Here is a 14,926-nt window from a genome sequence, read left to right on the forward strand (position 1 = left end):
TCGCGGCCCCGGGGGTGCGGCCGGATCGCCGGGAAGAGCGGTTCGCGGCGCTCGCCCGTGCGGGGGAGGGCGCCGCCCGGCTCACCCGTCAGGGGGAGCCCGGTGCCACCAGGCCCGTCTCGTAGGCGCAGATCACCGCCTGCACCCGGTCCCTGAGGGCGAGCTTGCCCAGCACGTTGCTGACATGGGTCTTGACGGTGTGCTCGCTGACGAACAGGGTCGTGGCGATCTCGGAGTTGGACAGCCCGCGCGCCAGCAGCCGCAGCGTCTCCACCTCACGGGCGGTCAGCACCTCCAGGCGTTCCGGCGTGGCGCCGGCGGGGGCCTCCCGCCGTCGGCGCCGGACGATGTCCGCGACCAGCCGGCGGGTCACCGCGGGCGCCAGCAGCGAGTCACCGGCCGCGACCACCCGCACCGCGTGCACCAGGTCGTCCCGGCGCACGTCCTTCAGCAGGAAGCCGCTCGCGCCCGCGTACAGCGCCTCGTACACGTACTCGTCCAGGTCGAACGTGGTCAGCATGACGACCTTGCAGCCGGACCGCGCGCACACCCGCCGGGCGGCCTCCAGACCGTCCATGACCGGCATCCGGATGTCCAGGAGCAGCACGTCGGGCGCGTGCCGGGCGACCGCGGCGACCGCCTCGGCCCCGTCCCCCGCCTCGGCGACGACCTCGATGTCGGCCTGTGCCTCGAGGATCATGGTGAACCCGCTGCGGACCAGTTCCTGGTCGTCCGCGACCACCACCCGGAGGGTCACCCGAGCGCCGCCCGCCGTCCGGCCGCCACGGGCAGGCGTACGGCCACGCGGAAGCCGCCGCCGGGCCCACCGCCGGTGACGGCATCGCCACCGCAGGCGGCGGCCCGCTCCCGGATGCCGATCAGACCGTGCCCGCCGGTCCCGGGCACCGGGGACGGGCCCCGCCCGTCGTCCGTCACCGTCAGGGTCACTTCGTCCTCCCGCCAGTCGAGCCCGACCGTCGCGCAGGAAGCGTACGCGTGCCTGACCGTGTTGGTGAGGGCTTCCTGTGCGATCCGGTAGGCGGCGACCTCGGTGTCCGGCGCCAGCGTCCGCGGCTCACCCGTCACCCGCAACCGGACGCGCAGGCCGGTGGATTCGGCGACCTGCCGGACCAGACCGGCCAGCCCGTCCACGCCCGGCTGCGGCACACGGCTCGGCACGGCGTCCGGCCGCTCCTCGTCCCCGAGGACGCCGAGGATGCGCCGCAGTTGGGTCATCGCGTCCCGCCCGGTGCTCGCGATCGCGTCGAACGCCGCCTCGGCGCGCGCCGGATCGCTGCGCACCACCACCGGCCCCGCCTCGGCCTGCACCACCATCAGGCTGACCGCGTGCGCCAGGACGTCGTGCATGTCCCGGGCGATGCGGGCGCGTTCCCGCGCCGTCGCCCGCGCGGTGTCGGCGGCCCGTTCGCGCTCCAGCCGCCGGGCCCGGTCCTCCAGCGCGGCGGTGTAGGCCCGTTGCGTGCGGGCCAGCACCCCGAGGGCGTACGCGCCCACCAGACTCAGCAACTGGAAGGCGTACTCGAAGGGTTCGGCGTCCTCGTTGTGCCGGATGGTGACCGCCACCCCGATCAGCCAGCCCGCGAGCATCACCCGCCGCTGCCAGGGCCGGCCGAGGGCGGCCAGCGTGTACAGGACGACGAACCCGCCGTACATCAGGTCGGGCGGCGGCGCGTGGTACACCGCCTGCGCGGGCGTGGCCGCCGACACGGCGCAGGCGGACGCGAAGGGCGCCGCGCGCCGCCACACCAGCGGCACCGCCGTGGCCGCCCCGAGCAACCAGCCCGGCCAGGACAGCGGGTCGTCGCCCTCGTCGGGGAACATCCACTGAAGGGAGACGGCGAACAGCACCAGCGTGGCGACGGCCGCGTCCACGGCGTACGGGTTCGTGGTGCGCAGCCGCGCCGCGAGGGGCGCGAGCGGGGACCGTGCGGGCATGGGCGGCTCCTCGGGGCAAGGGCCGTCCCAGTATCACGAGCCTCGCGGGGCCGTGTCCTCACCGGTGCGAGGGATTTCCGGCACCGGCCGGCCGGTCCGCACCGGGTGCCGTCCCAGGGCCCGGGACATCCCCCGTCCCGTCGGCCGCACCGCGGGGACCAGCGTCGGCACCTGTACCCCGCACAGGGCACGACGACCGAGACGGCGGCGGTCACCGTGCCGCCGTCCGGGCCGCGCACCGCAGCGACCACCGACAGGGCGTCGTCCGTGATCCGCCGGTCGCTCACCGCGACCCCGGTCCGCCGCACCTCGGCCGGCACCCGGCGCAGGCGCGCCGGGTCGGTGAGCGTGTCAGCGCCCCCACCAGCCGGTGCGCGGTGGTCAGGCTCAGCCCGGCCCGGCGGCCGATGTCGGTCAGGCAGAGCGCCGGGTGCTCCTGGTCGAACGCGGCGAGCACGGCCGGCAGCCGGTCGGCCGCGGTGGGGACGGTCCCGCGCGGGCCGGGCCGGGGGAGGGCGAGGGCGCGGGGTCCGGGGGCGGAGGTCACGGCGCGGGCACCTCCCGGCACGGGGCGGGGCGTCGTCTCGGGCGGCGGGCGGCCTCCCGGGCGCGGTGGCGGGGCGGCCTCCCGGGCACGGTGGCGGGGCGGCGTCCCGGGCAGAGGGTACGGGTCAGGCGGGCCCCGGAACAGGGGTGGTGCGGTCGGCCGGGTGCCGGGCCGGACGTGCCATGATCGGCGCCGGACGGAAGGTGCGGCTGGCGACGGAAGGGTACGGGCGTGAGGCTGACGATTCTGGGCGGCGGCGGATTCCGGGTGCCGCTCGTGTACGGGGCGCTCCTCGGGGACCGCGCGGAGGGACGCGTGACCGACGTCGTCCTGCACGACGTCGACGCGGCCCGGCTCTCGGCGGTGACCCGGGTGCTGGCCGAGCAGGCGGCCGGTGTGCCGGACGCGCCGGCGGTCACCGCGACCACCGACCTGGACGAGGCGCTGCGCGGCGCCGACTTCGTGTTCTCCGCGATCCGGGTCGGCGGCCTGGAAGGACGGGCCGCCGACGAGCGGGTGGCGCTGGCCGAGGGCGTCCTCGGGCAGGAGACGGTCGGCGCGGGCGGCATCGCCTACGGGCTGCGGACCGTGCCCGTCGCCGTCGACATCGCGCGCCGGACGGCCCGGCTGGCGCCGGACGCCTGGGTCATCAACTTCACCAACCCGGCGGGCCTGGTCACCGAGGCCATGTCCCGGCACCTCGGCGACCGCGTCATCGGCATCTGCGACTCGCCGGTCGGCCTCGGCCGCCGCATCGCCCGCGTGCTCGGCGCCGACCCGGACCGGGCGTTCATCGACTACGTCGGCCTCAACCACCTCGGCTGGGTACGGGGCCTGCGCGTGGCCGGCCGCGACGAACTCCCGCGGCTGCTCGCCGACCCGGCGCTGCTCGGCTCCTTCGAGGAGGGCCGGCTCTTCGGCCCCGACTGGCTGCGCTCGCTCGGCGCGGTCCCCAACGAGTACCTGCACTACTACTACTTCAACCGGGAGACGGTCCGCGCCTACCGGGAGGCCGAGCGCACCCGCGGCGCGTTCCTCCGCGACCAGCAGGGCCGCTTCTACGAGGAGATGCGGCACCCGGACACCCCGGCGCTGGCCGCCTGGGACCGCACCCGCGCCGAACGCGAGGCCACCTACATGGCCGAGAACCGGGAGGCGGCCGGCGCGGGCGAGCGCGAGGCGGACGACCTGTCCGGCGGGTACGAGAAGGTGGCCCTGGCGCTGATGCGGGCCGTCGCCCGCGACGAGCGCGCCACCCTGATCCTCAACGTCCGCAACCGCGGCACACTCTCCGCCCTGGACCCCGACGCCGTGATCGAGGTCCCGTGCCTGGTCGACGCGAACGGCGCCCACCCGGTGGCCGTGGACCCGCTGCCGGGGCACGCGACGGGGCTGGTGTGCGCGGTCAAGGCCGTCGAGCGCGAGGTCCTGGCGGCGGCCGGCACCGGCTCCCGGGCGTCGGCGGTCCGCGCCTTCGCCCTGCATCCCCTGGTCGACTCGGTCAACGTCGCACGGCGCCTGGTCGAGGGGTACACGGCGGTCCATCCGGGCCTGGCGTACCTGAGGTAGCCCGCCGGGCTTCCGCCCGGCCGCCGCTTCCCCGGCGCTGCGCCGCCCGGGTCACCGACGCCCGGACGGCGTACGGCTGGGCCGTGGCGCCGACCGGGTGCCGCTCGCTTTCCCGAGCGCCCCGTCTACGCGGGAGCCCCGGCCGCCGGGTCCGGCGCCGCCGCCGCGGCCAGTCCGTCGGCCGCGGCGGTGACCGTGGGCCGCGGCGCCGGCGCGTGGGCGGGGACGGACGGGAGGTCGAGGTCCGGGCGGGGGTGGCGTGCGGGGGCCGGGCGCAGGGGGCGCGGGCCGGCCACCACCGAGTAGTCCTGGCCCAGGAACGGCGGTGTCAGCTCGCCCGGATCGTCCCCGAGGGCGAGGCGGACCGCCGCCCACGGCGCGTTGATCCCGCACAGTGCCAGCTGGTGCAGCCCGCCGGCGGGCCGGGTGTTGATGTCCATCAGGACGGGCCGGTCCCCGTACATCCGGAACTGCACATTGGACAGGTGGTGCAGCCCGAACGTCTCGGCGATGCGCCGGGCGGGGCCCAGCCACCGCTCGTGGAGGGTGAAGCCGCGACGGCGGCCGTTCTTGGTGCGGCCCACGGCCATCCGTACCCGGCCGTCCGGACCGGTGAGCAGGTCCACCGACACCTCCGGCTCCTCCAGCCGCGGCATCACCAGCCAGTCGACGGGTTCCTCCGCCGCCCGCAGCGCCTCCACGACCAGGGGCAACGGGACGTACGGGCTCGGGAAACCGTTGAGGTGGGTGAGGGAGAAGGGGTCCCGGGTGACCATCCGGAAGCCCACGCCGCCCGCGCCGGACGCCGGTTTGAAGCACGCCCGGTGGCCGTGTGCCTCCAGCTCCTCGACGGCGGCCACCAGTTCGTCGGCCGTGCGCACCCGCCACCAGGGCGGCACCGGCACACCGATCGCGCGGACCGCCTCGTAGGCGATCACCTTGTCCTGGAAGACGGCCACCGCCTCGGGCGGCGGCGCCAGCAGGGCCGTGCCCGCCGCCTCGAACTCCGCGCGGTGGGCGACGATCGCCGTCTGGTGCAGCCGGGGGACGAAGACGTCGATGCCGCGCCGCGCGCACTGGTCCAGCGCGAACTCCACGTAACCCGCCGCGGACAGGCCCTCCGGCTCCAGGTCGGCGGTGTCGGCGGCGGCCAGCACCGGGGAGTCCGGGTCGCCGTGCGTGGCGTGGATCTCGACCGCCCGGTCGGCGGGATTTCGCCTCAGCTGATCCATGAAGAAGACGTTCTCCGCGTACGTGCGGTTGAGCCAGACGCGTACCGGAGAAACCATGCAGACCGCCTTTCACGGTTCGCGGGCAGGGCGGAGCGGGCCGTGCCCGGCCAGGGGGTTGGAGGGACACCGGGGCGCCCTGGCGCGAACGGTGGGTCGGGGCGGCGGTGTTGGGGCGATCATAGGGGCACGCCCGCCCGCGAACGCAAAGTGCGCCGCGCGGACGCACCGGCTCCCCGAGCGGGGCGCCGAAAGGTCCGGCCGGGCCCGGCGGGCCGCTCTTGTGACCGGGCCCGCGATGTGATCTCGTGGCGTCGAACGTGGGTCCGGAAGGGGTGGGTATGACGTCGGCGACCGATGGCCCGGGACAGTTGTGGGCCATCAGCGACCTGCACATCGGGCATCCGGAGAACCGTGCGCTGGTGGAGGCGATGCGCCCGGCCTCCGACGACGACTGGCTCCTGGTGGCCGGCGACGTGGCGGAGACCGTCTCCGACATCCGCTGGGCCCTCGGCACCCTCGCGGACCGCTTCCGCCGGGTCGTCTGGGCCCCCGGCAACCACGAACTGTGGACCCACCCCAAGGACCCCGTCACCCTGCGCGGCGCCGCCCGCTACGCGCACCTCGTCGAGGTCTGCCGCGAGCTGGGCGTGACCACGCCCGAGGACCCGTACCCCGTGTGGGAGGGCGCCGGCGGCCCGGTGGCCGTCGCGCCGCTGTTCCTGCTCTACGACTACTCGTTCCTGCCCGCCGGGTGCGCCACCAAGGAGGAGGGACTGGCCTACGCCCACGGCACCGGGGTCGTGTGCAACGACGAGTACCTGCTGCACCCCGACCCGTACCCGAGCCGCGAGGCGTGGTGCCGGGCGCGCGTCGCCGAGACCGAACGCAGGCTCGCCGAGGTGCCGGACGGCCTGCCCACCGTCCTCGTCAACCACTACCCGCTGGACCGGCATCCCACCGACGTCCTGTGGTACCCCGAGTTCGCCATGTGGTGCGGCACCCGCCTGACCGCCGACTGGCATCGCAGGTTCCGGGTCGACACCATGGTCTACGGTCATCTGCACATCCCCCGGACCACCTGGCACGAGGGAGTGCGCTTCGAGGAGGTGTCGGTGGGTTACCCGCGTGAATGGCGCAAGCGGAGCGGGCCGCCGGGCCGGCTGCGCCGCATCCTGCCCGCGCCCGTACGCCGGGAACAGGAGGCGGCGGCCCGGTGATCGAGGAACTGCTGCCCGACACGGTCGTCACCGTGGAGGCCCACGGCAACGACGACGCCGGTCACCTGCCCCTGCACCCCGAGGAGGAGCCGCTGGTGGCGCGTGCGGTGGCCAAACGCCGCCGCGAGTTCACCGTGGTGCGCTCCTGCGCCCGCCGGGCCATGGAGAAGCTGGGCGTGCCCGCGCAGCCCGTGCTGAACGGCGAGCGCGGCGCGCCGATCTGGCCCGAGGGGCTGACCGGCAGCATGACCCACTGCGACGGCTACTGCGCCGCCGCCCTGGTCCGCGCCACCGACCTGGCGTCCCTCGGTATCGACGCCGAGCCCGACGGGCCGCTCCCCGACGGGGTGCTGCCCAGTGTCTCCCTGCCCGCCGAGGCGGAGCGGCTGCGCCGGCTGGGCAGGGAGCACCCCGGTGTCCACTGGGAACGGCTGCTGTTCAGCGCCAAGGAGTCCGTGTACAAGGCGTGGTTCCCCCTCACCGGGCGGTGGCTGGACTTCACCGAGGCCGACATCGAGATCCTGGTGGACCCGGACGACCCGCGCCGCGGCACCCTGCGCGCCGAACTGCTGGTGCCGGGGCCGACCGTCTCGGGCCGGCGCCTGCACCGGTTCGACGGGCGCTGGGTCGCCCGGCACGGACTGGTCGCCAGCGCCGTCACCGTCCCGTACACCTGACCCGCCGGACACTCGCGGGCCGACCGGTCAGGTGCCGGGGCACCAGCTTCTCAGCAGCCGGAAGAACGCCTCCTCGTTCCCCGCGAGTCCCGCCTCCCGCAGCGCCTGGTCGGCCTCGGCGAGCACCGAGGGCGGGACCACGGCGGGACGGGGGGCACCCGCCGGTCCCGGCGCGGAGTCGAACTCGGCCCGTACCGTGTGCAGGAGCCGCAGATACGCCTGGACGGCCGTGCGCTCGTGATCGGTCAGTACGGCGGTGGTCATCGGTCGGCTCTCCCCACAACGACGTCAGCGGTCACGCGCCCCCGCACGGCGGCGGCACACCACCAGCTTGCCGTCCACCACTGACAATGGCCGTCGCCCACGCCCGCCGGCTCAGGAATCCGGCCGCTTGACACTCTCCAGGAGCATGTCCAGCCACTCGGCGACCTTGTCGCGGTGCTGGTCGGTGGGGAGTTGGGCGGCCCGCCAGGCGATCCCGCGCACCCCGTGGTCCTGGAGCAGCCGCTCCAGCGGGTCGTCGGCGGCGGCCGCCGCCCGCTCCCGGTCGGCGAGCTGCTGCAACAGCTCCTGCTCGGTGTGCTGCAGGGCGACCGCCAGCGCCTCCGGGTCCTCGGCGGTCAGGAACCCGGCGTGCACCCTGAAGAACCGCTGGATGGCGTCGCAGTGCTCCATGGTGGGCCGCCGGTCGCCGTTGATGAGGGCGCCCGCCTGCTGCCGGGACATGCCCGCGCCGTCGGCTATCTCCTGCTGCGTGTACCTGCGGCCGTTGGGCTTGAGCCGGGTGCGCCGCAGCAGGTCCAGACGCTGGACGAACCGGGCCTGCACATCGGGTTCGCCGGCCGGCCGGCCGCTCAGCAGGGCGGCCACCACGGGCTCGGGGACGCCGGAGGCGGTGGACAGGCGGCCGAGGTCGAAGACCTCCGCGGCGGGCACGCCCAACCGGTCCGCGAGAGCGGAGACACGGGCGACGACGGCGGACAGCACGGCCGTCGGCGGGGTACCCGGAGCCTCGAAGCCACCCGTCACCGACAGCTCTCCCACGTCTCTCACAGGCCTCACAGGCTTCTCACAAGCGGTTGCCGTGAACTTCCCGGAGAGTAGCCTGCCGCTCGAACTCACATCCAGGTCTCGCCACAACTGTGGCCTATTTCAGCCGTCAACAGGCGCGGAATGCCACGATAGTTGACACGGCTCGCGTCGGGGCAGCAGGATCGGGACGCCGCGAGAAGGCCGCATAGGCAAGAGGGGTGACCTCCCGATGGCACATCAGGCAGGAGGGCAGCGGCCGGCGCCGCGGCCCGCTCCCGCGACCCCCGAGGTCCAGGCGTATCTCGAGGACTACACGGCGTTCCTGGAGGCCGTCCCCTTCCCCTCCCTCGTCGTCGACCACCGCTGGGACGTGGTGCTGACCAACGGCGCCTTCCGGACACTCTTCCGGGGCGTCGGACCGCACCCGACGGCCATGCCGGCCGACAACTTCCTCAGGTTCGTGCTGTTCCACCCGGACGCGTCCGCGGTCCTCGGGGAGCACGAGTCGAGCTGGTGCCTGCCGATGCTGGCGCACTTCGCGGCCACCCTGGAGCGCCACGGGCGGGACCCGGTCCTCCAGGCCGTCCGCCGCGACATCGCCCAGGACCCGATCATGGAGGCCGCCTACCGCCAGGGCCTGCCGCACTGGATCCGCGCGGTCGGCGCGGAGGCCGTCGAACACGACGGAGCCGTACGGCCGCTGCACCACCCCGACCCGCGCTGGGGCACCACCGAGTGCCGGATCGTGGTCGAGACCCCGAAGTCGCTCGCGGAGCTGGGCTGCACCCGGTGGACGCTGGTCCTGCGCGAGCCGCGCCGGACCCCCCTGCGCCCCGCCCGCCCCCGCCGCGCGGCGACCCATCTGCGGGTGGTCCCGACCCCTCCTCGGTGAGCAGCGAGTCCCGGTGGTCCGGCTCGCCCTCGACCACCTCGGTCTCGCAACTGCCGCAGGTGCCCTCGGTGCAGGAGTGCAGCCCTTCGGCGCCGACGGCGAGGGCGGGGGGCGGCAACGCCGCTTCCGTCCGGCGGAAGGACGCCGCCGGGCCGCGCGTCAGCGTTCCAGTTCCTTGTGCGCCGTCTCCGGCAGCCGCAGGTACACCAGCGAGGACAGGAGGCACAGCACGGCGACGTACCAGGGGAAGAGCCCGGAGTGCCCCAGGTCCTTGAACAGCGTGCCGACGTACGGCGCCGTGCCGCCGAACAGGGCGACGGTGAGGGAGTAGGGGAAGCCGATGCCCGCCGCCCGGACCCGGGGCGGGAAGATCTCGGCGTTGACGGCCGCGCTGATCGAGGTGAAGCCGGTCAGCAGGACCATGCCGGCGCACTGGACGAGCAGCAGCACGGCGAACGAGTCGCGCAGGGTGTGCAGCAGTGGCACGCTCAGCAGGGCGAAGCCCACCCCGAAGAACAGCAGCAGCGGCCGGCGGCCGTACCGGTCCGACAGCATCCCGCCGAGCGGCTGGAGCAGCGCGAAGAAGGCCAGCGAGAGCGTGCCCGCGAGCAGCGCGTCGGACTTGTCCAGCCCGGTGTTGAGCTCCGCGTACGTCGGCAGGTACGACGTCCAGGTGTAGTAGGCGATGGTGCCGCCCGCCGTGATGCCGCAGATCAGCAGGGACTCGCGCGGATGGCGCCGCAGCGCCTCGAACAGGCCCGGGCGCGGTGCCCGTCGCTGCTCCGCGCTGCGGGTCTCCTCGGCGCCCTGCCGGATCCAGAAGCCCACCAGGCTGAGGACGGCCCCGAGGACGAACGGCACGCGCCAGCCCCAGGAGTTCATCCGGTCCTCGCTGAGCGTGTCCACCAGCACCGTGGCCACGCCCGAGGCGACGAGCTGGCCGATCGTCGTGGAGACGTACTGGAAGCTGGAGAACAGCCCGCGCCGGCCGGGACCCGCCGACTCCACCAGGAAGGTCGTCGAGGCGGCGAACTCGCCGCCCACCGACAGGCCCTGGAGCAACCGGGCGGCGACCAGGACCACCGGGGCGAGGACACCGGCCGCCGCGTAGGTCGGAGTCAGCCCGACCAGGAGGCTGCTGCCGCCCATCAGCAGGATGGTGACCGTCAGGGCGGCACGCCGTCCCCGCCGGTCGGCGATCGCGCCCATCAGCAGCCCGCCGACGGGCCGCATGAAGAAGCCCACCGCGAACACGGCGAAGGTCGACAGCAGCGGCACCAGCGAGTTGTCGGCGCCCTTCGGGAAGACCTGGTCGGCGATGTAGGTGGCCAGGAAGGTGTACGCGTACCAGTCGTACCACTCCACGGCGTTGCCCACCGAGGCGGCGAGGAGCTGCCGTACGGGCCGGCGGGTGGGCGGGGAATCCACGTGCATGCCTGTCATGATCGCGACCATCCCCTGGCCGTGGACCCGTCACACCTCACGTACCGAGGACCTTCACACCGACGCCACCGCACCCTTCCCTGACGTTTGCTGCTCCTGGAACACTCCATTCGCGCGCATCACGTCATCACCCGGCACCGTCCGGCCGGTTGCACTTCCGGCACGCGCCAAGGCCACCCCCCGAGTCGAGAGGTCCCTCACCCCATGCCCGATGTCAACCGGCGCAGATTCCTCCAAGTCGCGGGCGCGACGGCCGCCTTCAGCGCGCTGTCCGCGAGCATCGAGCGCGCCGCCGCGCTCCCCGCCAACCACCGCGCGGGCACCATCGAGGACGTCGAGCACATCGTCGTCCTGATGCAGGAGAACCGTTCCTTCGACCACTACTTCGGCAAGCTGCGCGGCGTCCGCGGCTTCGGCGACCCGCACCCGGTCCGGCTCGAGGACGGCAGGTCGGTGTGGCACCAGCGCAAGGCCGACGGCACGGAGGTGCTGCCGTTCCACCCGGAGGCCGACGACCTCGGCATGCAGTTCCTGGAAGGTCTGCCGCACGGCTGGGCGGACGGCCAGGACGCCTACCACAACGGCAGGTACGACCGCTGGCTGCCCGCCAAGGGCACCACCACCATGGCGTACCTGACCCGCGAGGACATCCCCTTCCACTACGCGCTCGCCGACACCTTCACCGTCTGCGACGCGTACCACTGCTCCTTCATCGGCTCCACCGACCCCAACCGCTACTACATGTGGTCGGGTCACACGGGCAACGACGGCACGGGCGGCGGCCCGGTCCTCGGCAACGACGAACTCGGCTACGACTGGACGACCTACCCCGAGCGGCTGGAGGCGGCCGGGATCTCCTGGAAGATCTACCAGGACATCGGCGACGGACTGGACGCGGCCGGCTCCTGGGGCTGGATCGACGACGCCTACCGCGGCAACTACGGCGACAACTCCCTGCTGTACTTCAACAAGTACCGGAACGCGAAGCCCGGCGACCCCTGGTACGACAAGGCCCGCACCGGCACCGACGTGAAGAACGGCGACGGGTACTTCGACCGCCTGCGCGCCGACGTCGAGGCGGACAGGCTGCCGAAGATCGCCTGGATAGCCGCCCCCGAGGCGTTCTCCGAGCACTCCAACTGGCCGTCCAACTACGGCGCTTGGTACATCTCCCAGGTCCTGGACGCGCTCACCTCCAACCCCGCGGTCTGGGCGAAGACGGCCCTGTTCATCACCTACGACGAGAACGACGGCTTCTTCGACCACCTGGTGCCGCCGCTGCCCCCGAAGTCGGCCGCGCAGGGCCGGTCCACCGTCGACGTCTCCCTGGACGTCTTCCGGGGCAGCGCGAAGCACCGGGAGGGCTTCTACGGGCTCGGCCCGCGCGTGCCCATGCTGGTCGTCTCGCCCTGGAGCAAGGGCGGCTTCGTCTGCTCCGAGACCTTCGACCACACCTCGATCATCCGGTTCATGGAGCGCCGCTTCGGTGTGCGCGAGCCCGGTATCTCGCCCTGGCGGCGCGCCATCTGCGGCGACCTGACCAGCGCCTTCGACTTCTCCCGCAAGGACAGCCGCCCGGCCCGCCTGCCGGACACCGACGCCTACGAGCCGCCGGACCGCGAGCGCCACCCGGACTACCGCCCCACGCCTCCCGCCGACCCGGACATGCCCCGCCAGGAACGCGGCCTGCGCCCCGCCCGCCCCCTGCGGTACGCCCCGCACGTGGACGGTGCCGTGGACGCGGCGGCCGGGAAGTTCACCCTGACCTTCGCCTCCGGTCCCCGGGCCGGCGCCGCCTTCCTGGTCACCTCCGGCAACCGCACCGACGGCCCCTGGACGTACACCACCGAGGCCGGCAAGAGCATCGCCGACACGTGGAACTCGGCGTACTCGCAGGGCTCCTACGACCTGACCGTGCACGGCCCCAACGGCTTCCTGCGCACCTTCCGGGGCCGCAACGGGACCACCGGCCCCGAGGTCACCGCCCGGCACGCCGGCGACGACCTCCGTCTGACCCTCACCAACGCCGGGAGCGGCACCGTCCGGCTCCGGGTCGCCGACGGTTACGGCGGCCGCGGCCGCACCGTCACGGTGCGCCCCGGCGCCACCGTGCACCACACCGTCGACCTCACGCACAGCCGGCGCTGGTACGACGTGACGCTGACCTGCGAGTCCGACCCGGCGTTCCTGCGCCGCCTCGCCGGGCACGTGGAGAACGGACGGCCGGGGGTGAGCGACCCGGCGATCGCCACGGACTGACGGGCACCCGGCGTCGCCCGACCGGCCGTGGCCCCGCGCCCGGACGGGCCGCCCGCATCCGGACCGGGGAGGGGGGAGAGAGACCGGTCCCGCCCGCTACCGGTCCCGCCCGCCATCGGTCAGGGGGCGGCCGGCCGCCGTACCGTCCTTGGTGCGGCCGGTGCGGCCGGTGCGGCCGGTGCGGCCGGTGCGGTCGGTGCGGTTGATGCGGTTGGTGCGGCCGGTGCCGCCGATGTGGAGGCGTGGGGCGGTCGGGTGACCGCCGCGGAGCGAGGGCGGGTGCCGGCGGTGGTGCTCCGGGCGGTGCTCACAGCCGCGTGGGCTGCCGCCGTCCGGGCGGGTGCGGGACGAGTGCCGTCCCCCGTACGGGTTCCGGTGCCGACCCCCGTACGGGTTCCGGCTCCGCCGGGCCCGGTCCGGACGGGGCGGGGACGGACGACGGTCCGGGGGCGGCCGGGCGGGTGTCGTCGGGCGGTCGCGGTGTCGCCCGGCTCAGCTGGAGCACGCCCCAGGCGGCCAGCGCCGCGCCCGTCAGCGCGAGCAGCACGCCGCCCGCGCCGCCGCGCAGCCGCTCGCCGAGCAGGGAGAGGCCGATCGCCGCGGCGGCCACCGGATTGGCCAGGGTCACCACGGCCAGCGGGGCGCCCAGCCCGCCTCGGTAGGCCGTCTGCGACAGCAGCAACCCGCCCGCCGCGAAGGCCGCCACCAGCACCGCCACACCGATCACGTGCGCGCTCAGCAGCGGGCCCGACGGGTCCGTCGCGGCCACCGTCACGGTCTGGGTGAGCGCCGAGGCCACCCCCGAGGCGATCCCCGACGCCGTCGCGTGCCGCAGCCCGGGCCGTGCGCCGGGCCGGCACAGCAGGCCGATCAGCACCGCCGTCGCCCCGGAGACCGCCACCGCCTCCGTCACGCTCAGCACGTCGTCGGGGGTGGGGCCCGACGCGGTGAGCAGCAGCGCGCCCAGGCCCAGCAGCGTCAGCCCGGTGCCCCGCCACTCGACCGCGCTGACCCGCCGGCCCGCCAGCCGCGCCCCGAGCGGTACCGCCGCGACCAGCGTGAGCGCGCCGAGCGGCTGGACCACGGTGAGCGGCCCGTACTTGAGGGCCACGACGTGCAGGAGCGCGGCCGAGGCGTTCAGCGCGACCGACCACCACCACGCGCCCGAGGCCAGCAGCCGCAGCGCGCCCGATCCTGGGCTGCGGGCGGCCAGCCGCTCCTGGGCGACGGCCGCGGCGGCGTACGCGCACGCGGAGACCAGGGACAGCAGGACCGCGAGCAGGGCGGCGCTCATCGGCCCGCCCCCACCAGCTCGCGCCGCTCCGCCGTCCGGCGCCGCAGTGCCGGGCGGTGGCGGGGCAGCGCGCGCCCCGACGGGTGCGGCGGGCGGAAGACGGCCAGGGCGACGCCGAGCAGGGCGGCCGCCACCATCACGTCGAGCCAGTAGTGGTTGGCGGTGCCCACGATCACCAGCAGCGTCAGCAGCGGATGCAGCAGCCACAGCCACCGCCACCGGGGGCGGCACGCGACGACCAGGCCGACCGCCACCATCAGGGCCCAGCCGAAGTGCAGGGAGGGCATCGCCGCGAACTGGTTCGACAAGGCGTCCGTGCGCGGCGGGCCGTACACCGAGGGGCCGAAGACCCGGGCCGTGTCGATCAGACCGGTGGCGCCCAGCATGCGCGGCGGGGCGAGCGGGAAGACCAGGTGCAGCACCAACGCGGCGCCGGTCACCACGGCCAGCGCCCGGCGGGCCCAGAGGTAGTGCGCCGGGCGCCGCAGGTAGAGCCAGACCAGGAAGGCCACCGTGGCCGGGAAGTGGACGACGGCGTAGTAGGTGTTCGCCGTGTGGACCACGGCTTCGCCGTGCAGCAGCAGCGACTGCACCGTGCTCTCGTCGGGCAGGCGCAGCGCCCGTTCCCAGTCCCACACGCGGTGGGCGTTGCGGAAGGCCTCGGCGGTGTGTCCCGTCGCCAGCTGCCGGCCGAACTTGTACACGAGGAAGAGCCCTGCGACGAGCAGGAGCTCACGGACGAGCGGCGGGCGCGCGGGCGCGTCCGGCCCCGCTTGTCCAGGCTCGGTACGGGCGTTCATCCCCCGGC

General features: G+C 74.7%; 13 protein-coding genes and 2 pseudogenes. 5 read left to right on the forward strand and 10 right to left on the reverse strand.

Annotated elements, in window-relative coordinates; translation table 11 throughout:
- Positions 1–88: 88 nt before the first annotated feature.
- From ACFZP7_RS28995 to ACFZP7_RS29005, 3 genes and pseudogenes are all read right to left on the reverse strand, one after another.
- Positions 89–757 (reverse strand): response regulator transcription factor, encoded by a 669-nt coding sequence (locus ACFZP7_RS28995; protein WP_031020400.1) that lies wholly within the window; start codon positions 755–757, stop codon positions 89–91.
- Positions 754–1,956, reverse strand: coding sequence for a sensor histidine kinase (locus tag ACFZP7_RS29000; protein WP_385636769.1), 1,203 nt, complete (start codon positions 1,954–1,956; stop codon positions 754–756). Before ACFZP7_RS29000 ends, ACFZP7_RS28995 begins: the two co-directional genes overlap by 4 nt.
- A gap of 33 nt (positions 1,957–1,989) precedes the next feature.
- A pseudogene (locus ACFZP7_RS29005) lies at positions 1,990–2,422 on the reverse strand (helix-turn-helix domain-containing protein).
- 312 nt (positions 2,423–2,734) lie between these two features.
- Here ACFZP7_RS29005 and ACFZP7_RS29010 point away from each other — a divergent pair.
- Entirely contained in the window at positions 2,735–4,072 is a 1,338-nt protein-coding gene (locus tag ACFZP7_RS29010) for a 6-phospho-beta-glucosidase (RefSeq protein ID WP_385636772.1), read from the forward strand.
- 125 nt (positions 4,073–4,197) lie between these two features.
- On the opposite strand, the gene ACFZP7_RS29015 is transcribed toward ACFZP7_RS29010, so the two are convergent.
- Entirely contained in the window at positions 4,198–5,361 is a 1,164-nt protein-coding gene (locus ACFZP7_RS29015) for an ATP-grasp domain-containing protein (protein WP_385636775.1), read from the reverse strand.
- Between the two features lie 281 nt (positions 5,362–5,642).
- On the opposite strand from ACFZP7_RS29015, the gene ACFZP7_RS29020 reads away from it, so the two are divergent.
- Positions 5,643–6,521, forward strand: a complete 879-nt coding sequence (locus tag ACFZP7_RS29020) for a metallophosphoesterase family protein (RefSeq protein ID WP_385636777.1) — start codon at positions 5,643–5,645, stop codon at positions 6,519–6,521.
- Complete coding sequence (locus ACFZP7_RS29025; RefSeq protein WP_019330309.1) at positions 6,518–7,198, forward strand: 4'-phosphopantetheinyl transferase; 681 nt, start codon at positions 6,518–6,520, stop codon at positions 7,196–7,198. The genes ACFZP7_RS29020 and ACFZP7_RS29025 overlap by 4 nt, the downstream gene beginning before the upstream one ends.
- 27 nt (positions 7,199–7,225) lie before the next feature.
- Here the strand turns inward: ACFZP7_RS29025 and ACFZP7_RS29030 are convergent, their stop codons facing one another.
- Complete coding sequence (locus ACFZP7_RS29030) at positions 7,226–7,462, reverse strand: hypothetical protein (RefSeq protein ID WP_019330310.1); 237 nt, start codon at positions 7,460–7,462, stop codon at positions 7,226–7,228.
- A 111-nt stretch (positions 7,463–7,573) separates the two neighbouring features.
- Positions 7,574–8,227 carry a helix-turn-helix transcriptional regulator gene (locus ACFZP7_RS29035; protein WP_086877936.1) on the reverse strand — a complete coding sequence of 218 codons (654 nt, stop codon included), beginning with the start codon at positions 8,225–8,227 and terminating at the stop codon, positions 7,574–7,576.
- A 232-nt stretch (positions 8,228–8,459) separates the two neighbouring features.
- On the opposite strand from ACFZP7_RS29035, the gene ACFZP7_RS29040 reads away from it, so the two are divergent.
- Positions 8,460–9,122, forward strand: a complete 663-nt coding sequence (locus ACFZP7_RS29040; RefSeq protein WP_031020390.1) for a hypothetical protein — start codon at positions 8,460–8,462, stop codon at positions 9,120–9,122.
- A gap of 13 nt (positions 9,123–9,135) precedes the next feature.
- Here ACFZP7_RS29040 and ACFZP7_RS29045 read toward each other — a convergent pair.
- Positions 9,136–9,348 (reverse strand): annotated as a pseudogene (locus ACFZP7_RS29045) (2Fe-2S iron-sulfur cluster-binding protein); the annotation flags it as partial.
- Positions 9,282–10,577 carry an MFS transporter gene (locus ACFZP7_RS29050; protein WP_127441562.1) on the reverse strand — a complete coding sequence of 432 codons (1,296 nt, stop codon included), beginning with the start codon at positions 10,575–10,577 and terminating at the stop codon, positions 9,282–9,284. The gene ACFZP7_RS29050 and the pseudogene ACFZP7_RS29045, both read right to left, overlap by 67 nt.
- 192 nt (positions 10,578–10,769) lie before the next feature.
- Here ACFZP7_RS29050 and ACFZP7_RS29055 point away from each other — a divergent pair, with 192 nt between their 5' ends.
- Positions 10,770–12,824 carry a phosphocholine-specific phospholipase C gene (locus tag ACFZP7_RS29055; RefSeq protein ID WP_385636779.1) on the forward strand — a complete coding sequence of 685 codons (2,055 nt, stop codon included), beginning with the start codon at positions 10,770–10,772 and terminating at the stop codon, positions 12,822–12,824.
- Positions 12,825–13,131: 307 nt separating this feature from the next.
- Here ACFZP7_RS29055 and ACFZP7_RS29060 read toward each other — a convergent pair whose 3' ends face one another.
- Positions 13,132–14,118: a hypothetical protein gene (locus tag ACFZP7_RS29060; RefSeq protein ID WP_385636781.1), complete on the reverse strand. Its 987-nt coding sequence runs from the start codon at positions 14,116–14,118 to the stop codon at positions 13,132–13,134.
- The gene (locus ACFZP7_RS29065; protein WP_385636784.1) at positions 14,115–14,918 is read right to left on the reverse strand and encodes a phosphatase PAP2 family protein; all 804 of its coding nucleotides are present in this window, start codon (positions 14,916–14,918) and stop codon (positions 14,115–14,117) included. Before ACFZP7_RS29065 ends, ACFZP7_RS29060 begins: the two co-directional genes overlap by 4 nt.
- Between the last annotated feature and the right edge of the window lie 8 nt (positions 14,919–14,926).

Source organism: Streptomyces sp. SudanB5_2050 (genome assembly GCF_964272335.1).
In the GTDB taxonomy this organism is placed as follows: domain Bacteria; phylum Actinomycetota; class Actinomycetes; order Streptomycetales; family Streptomycetaceae; genus Streptomyces; species Streptomyces rochei.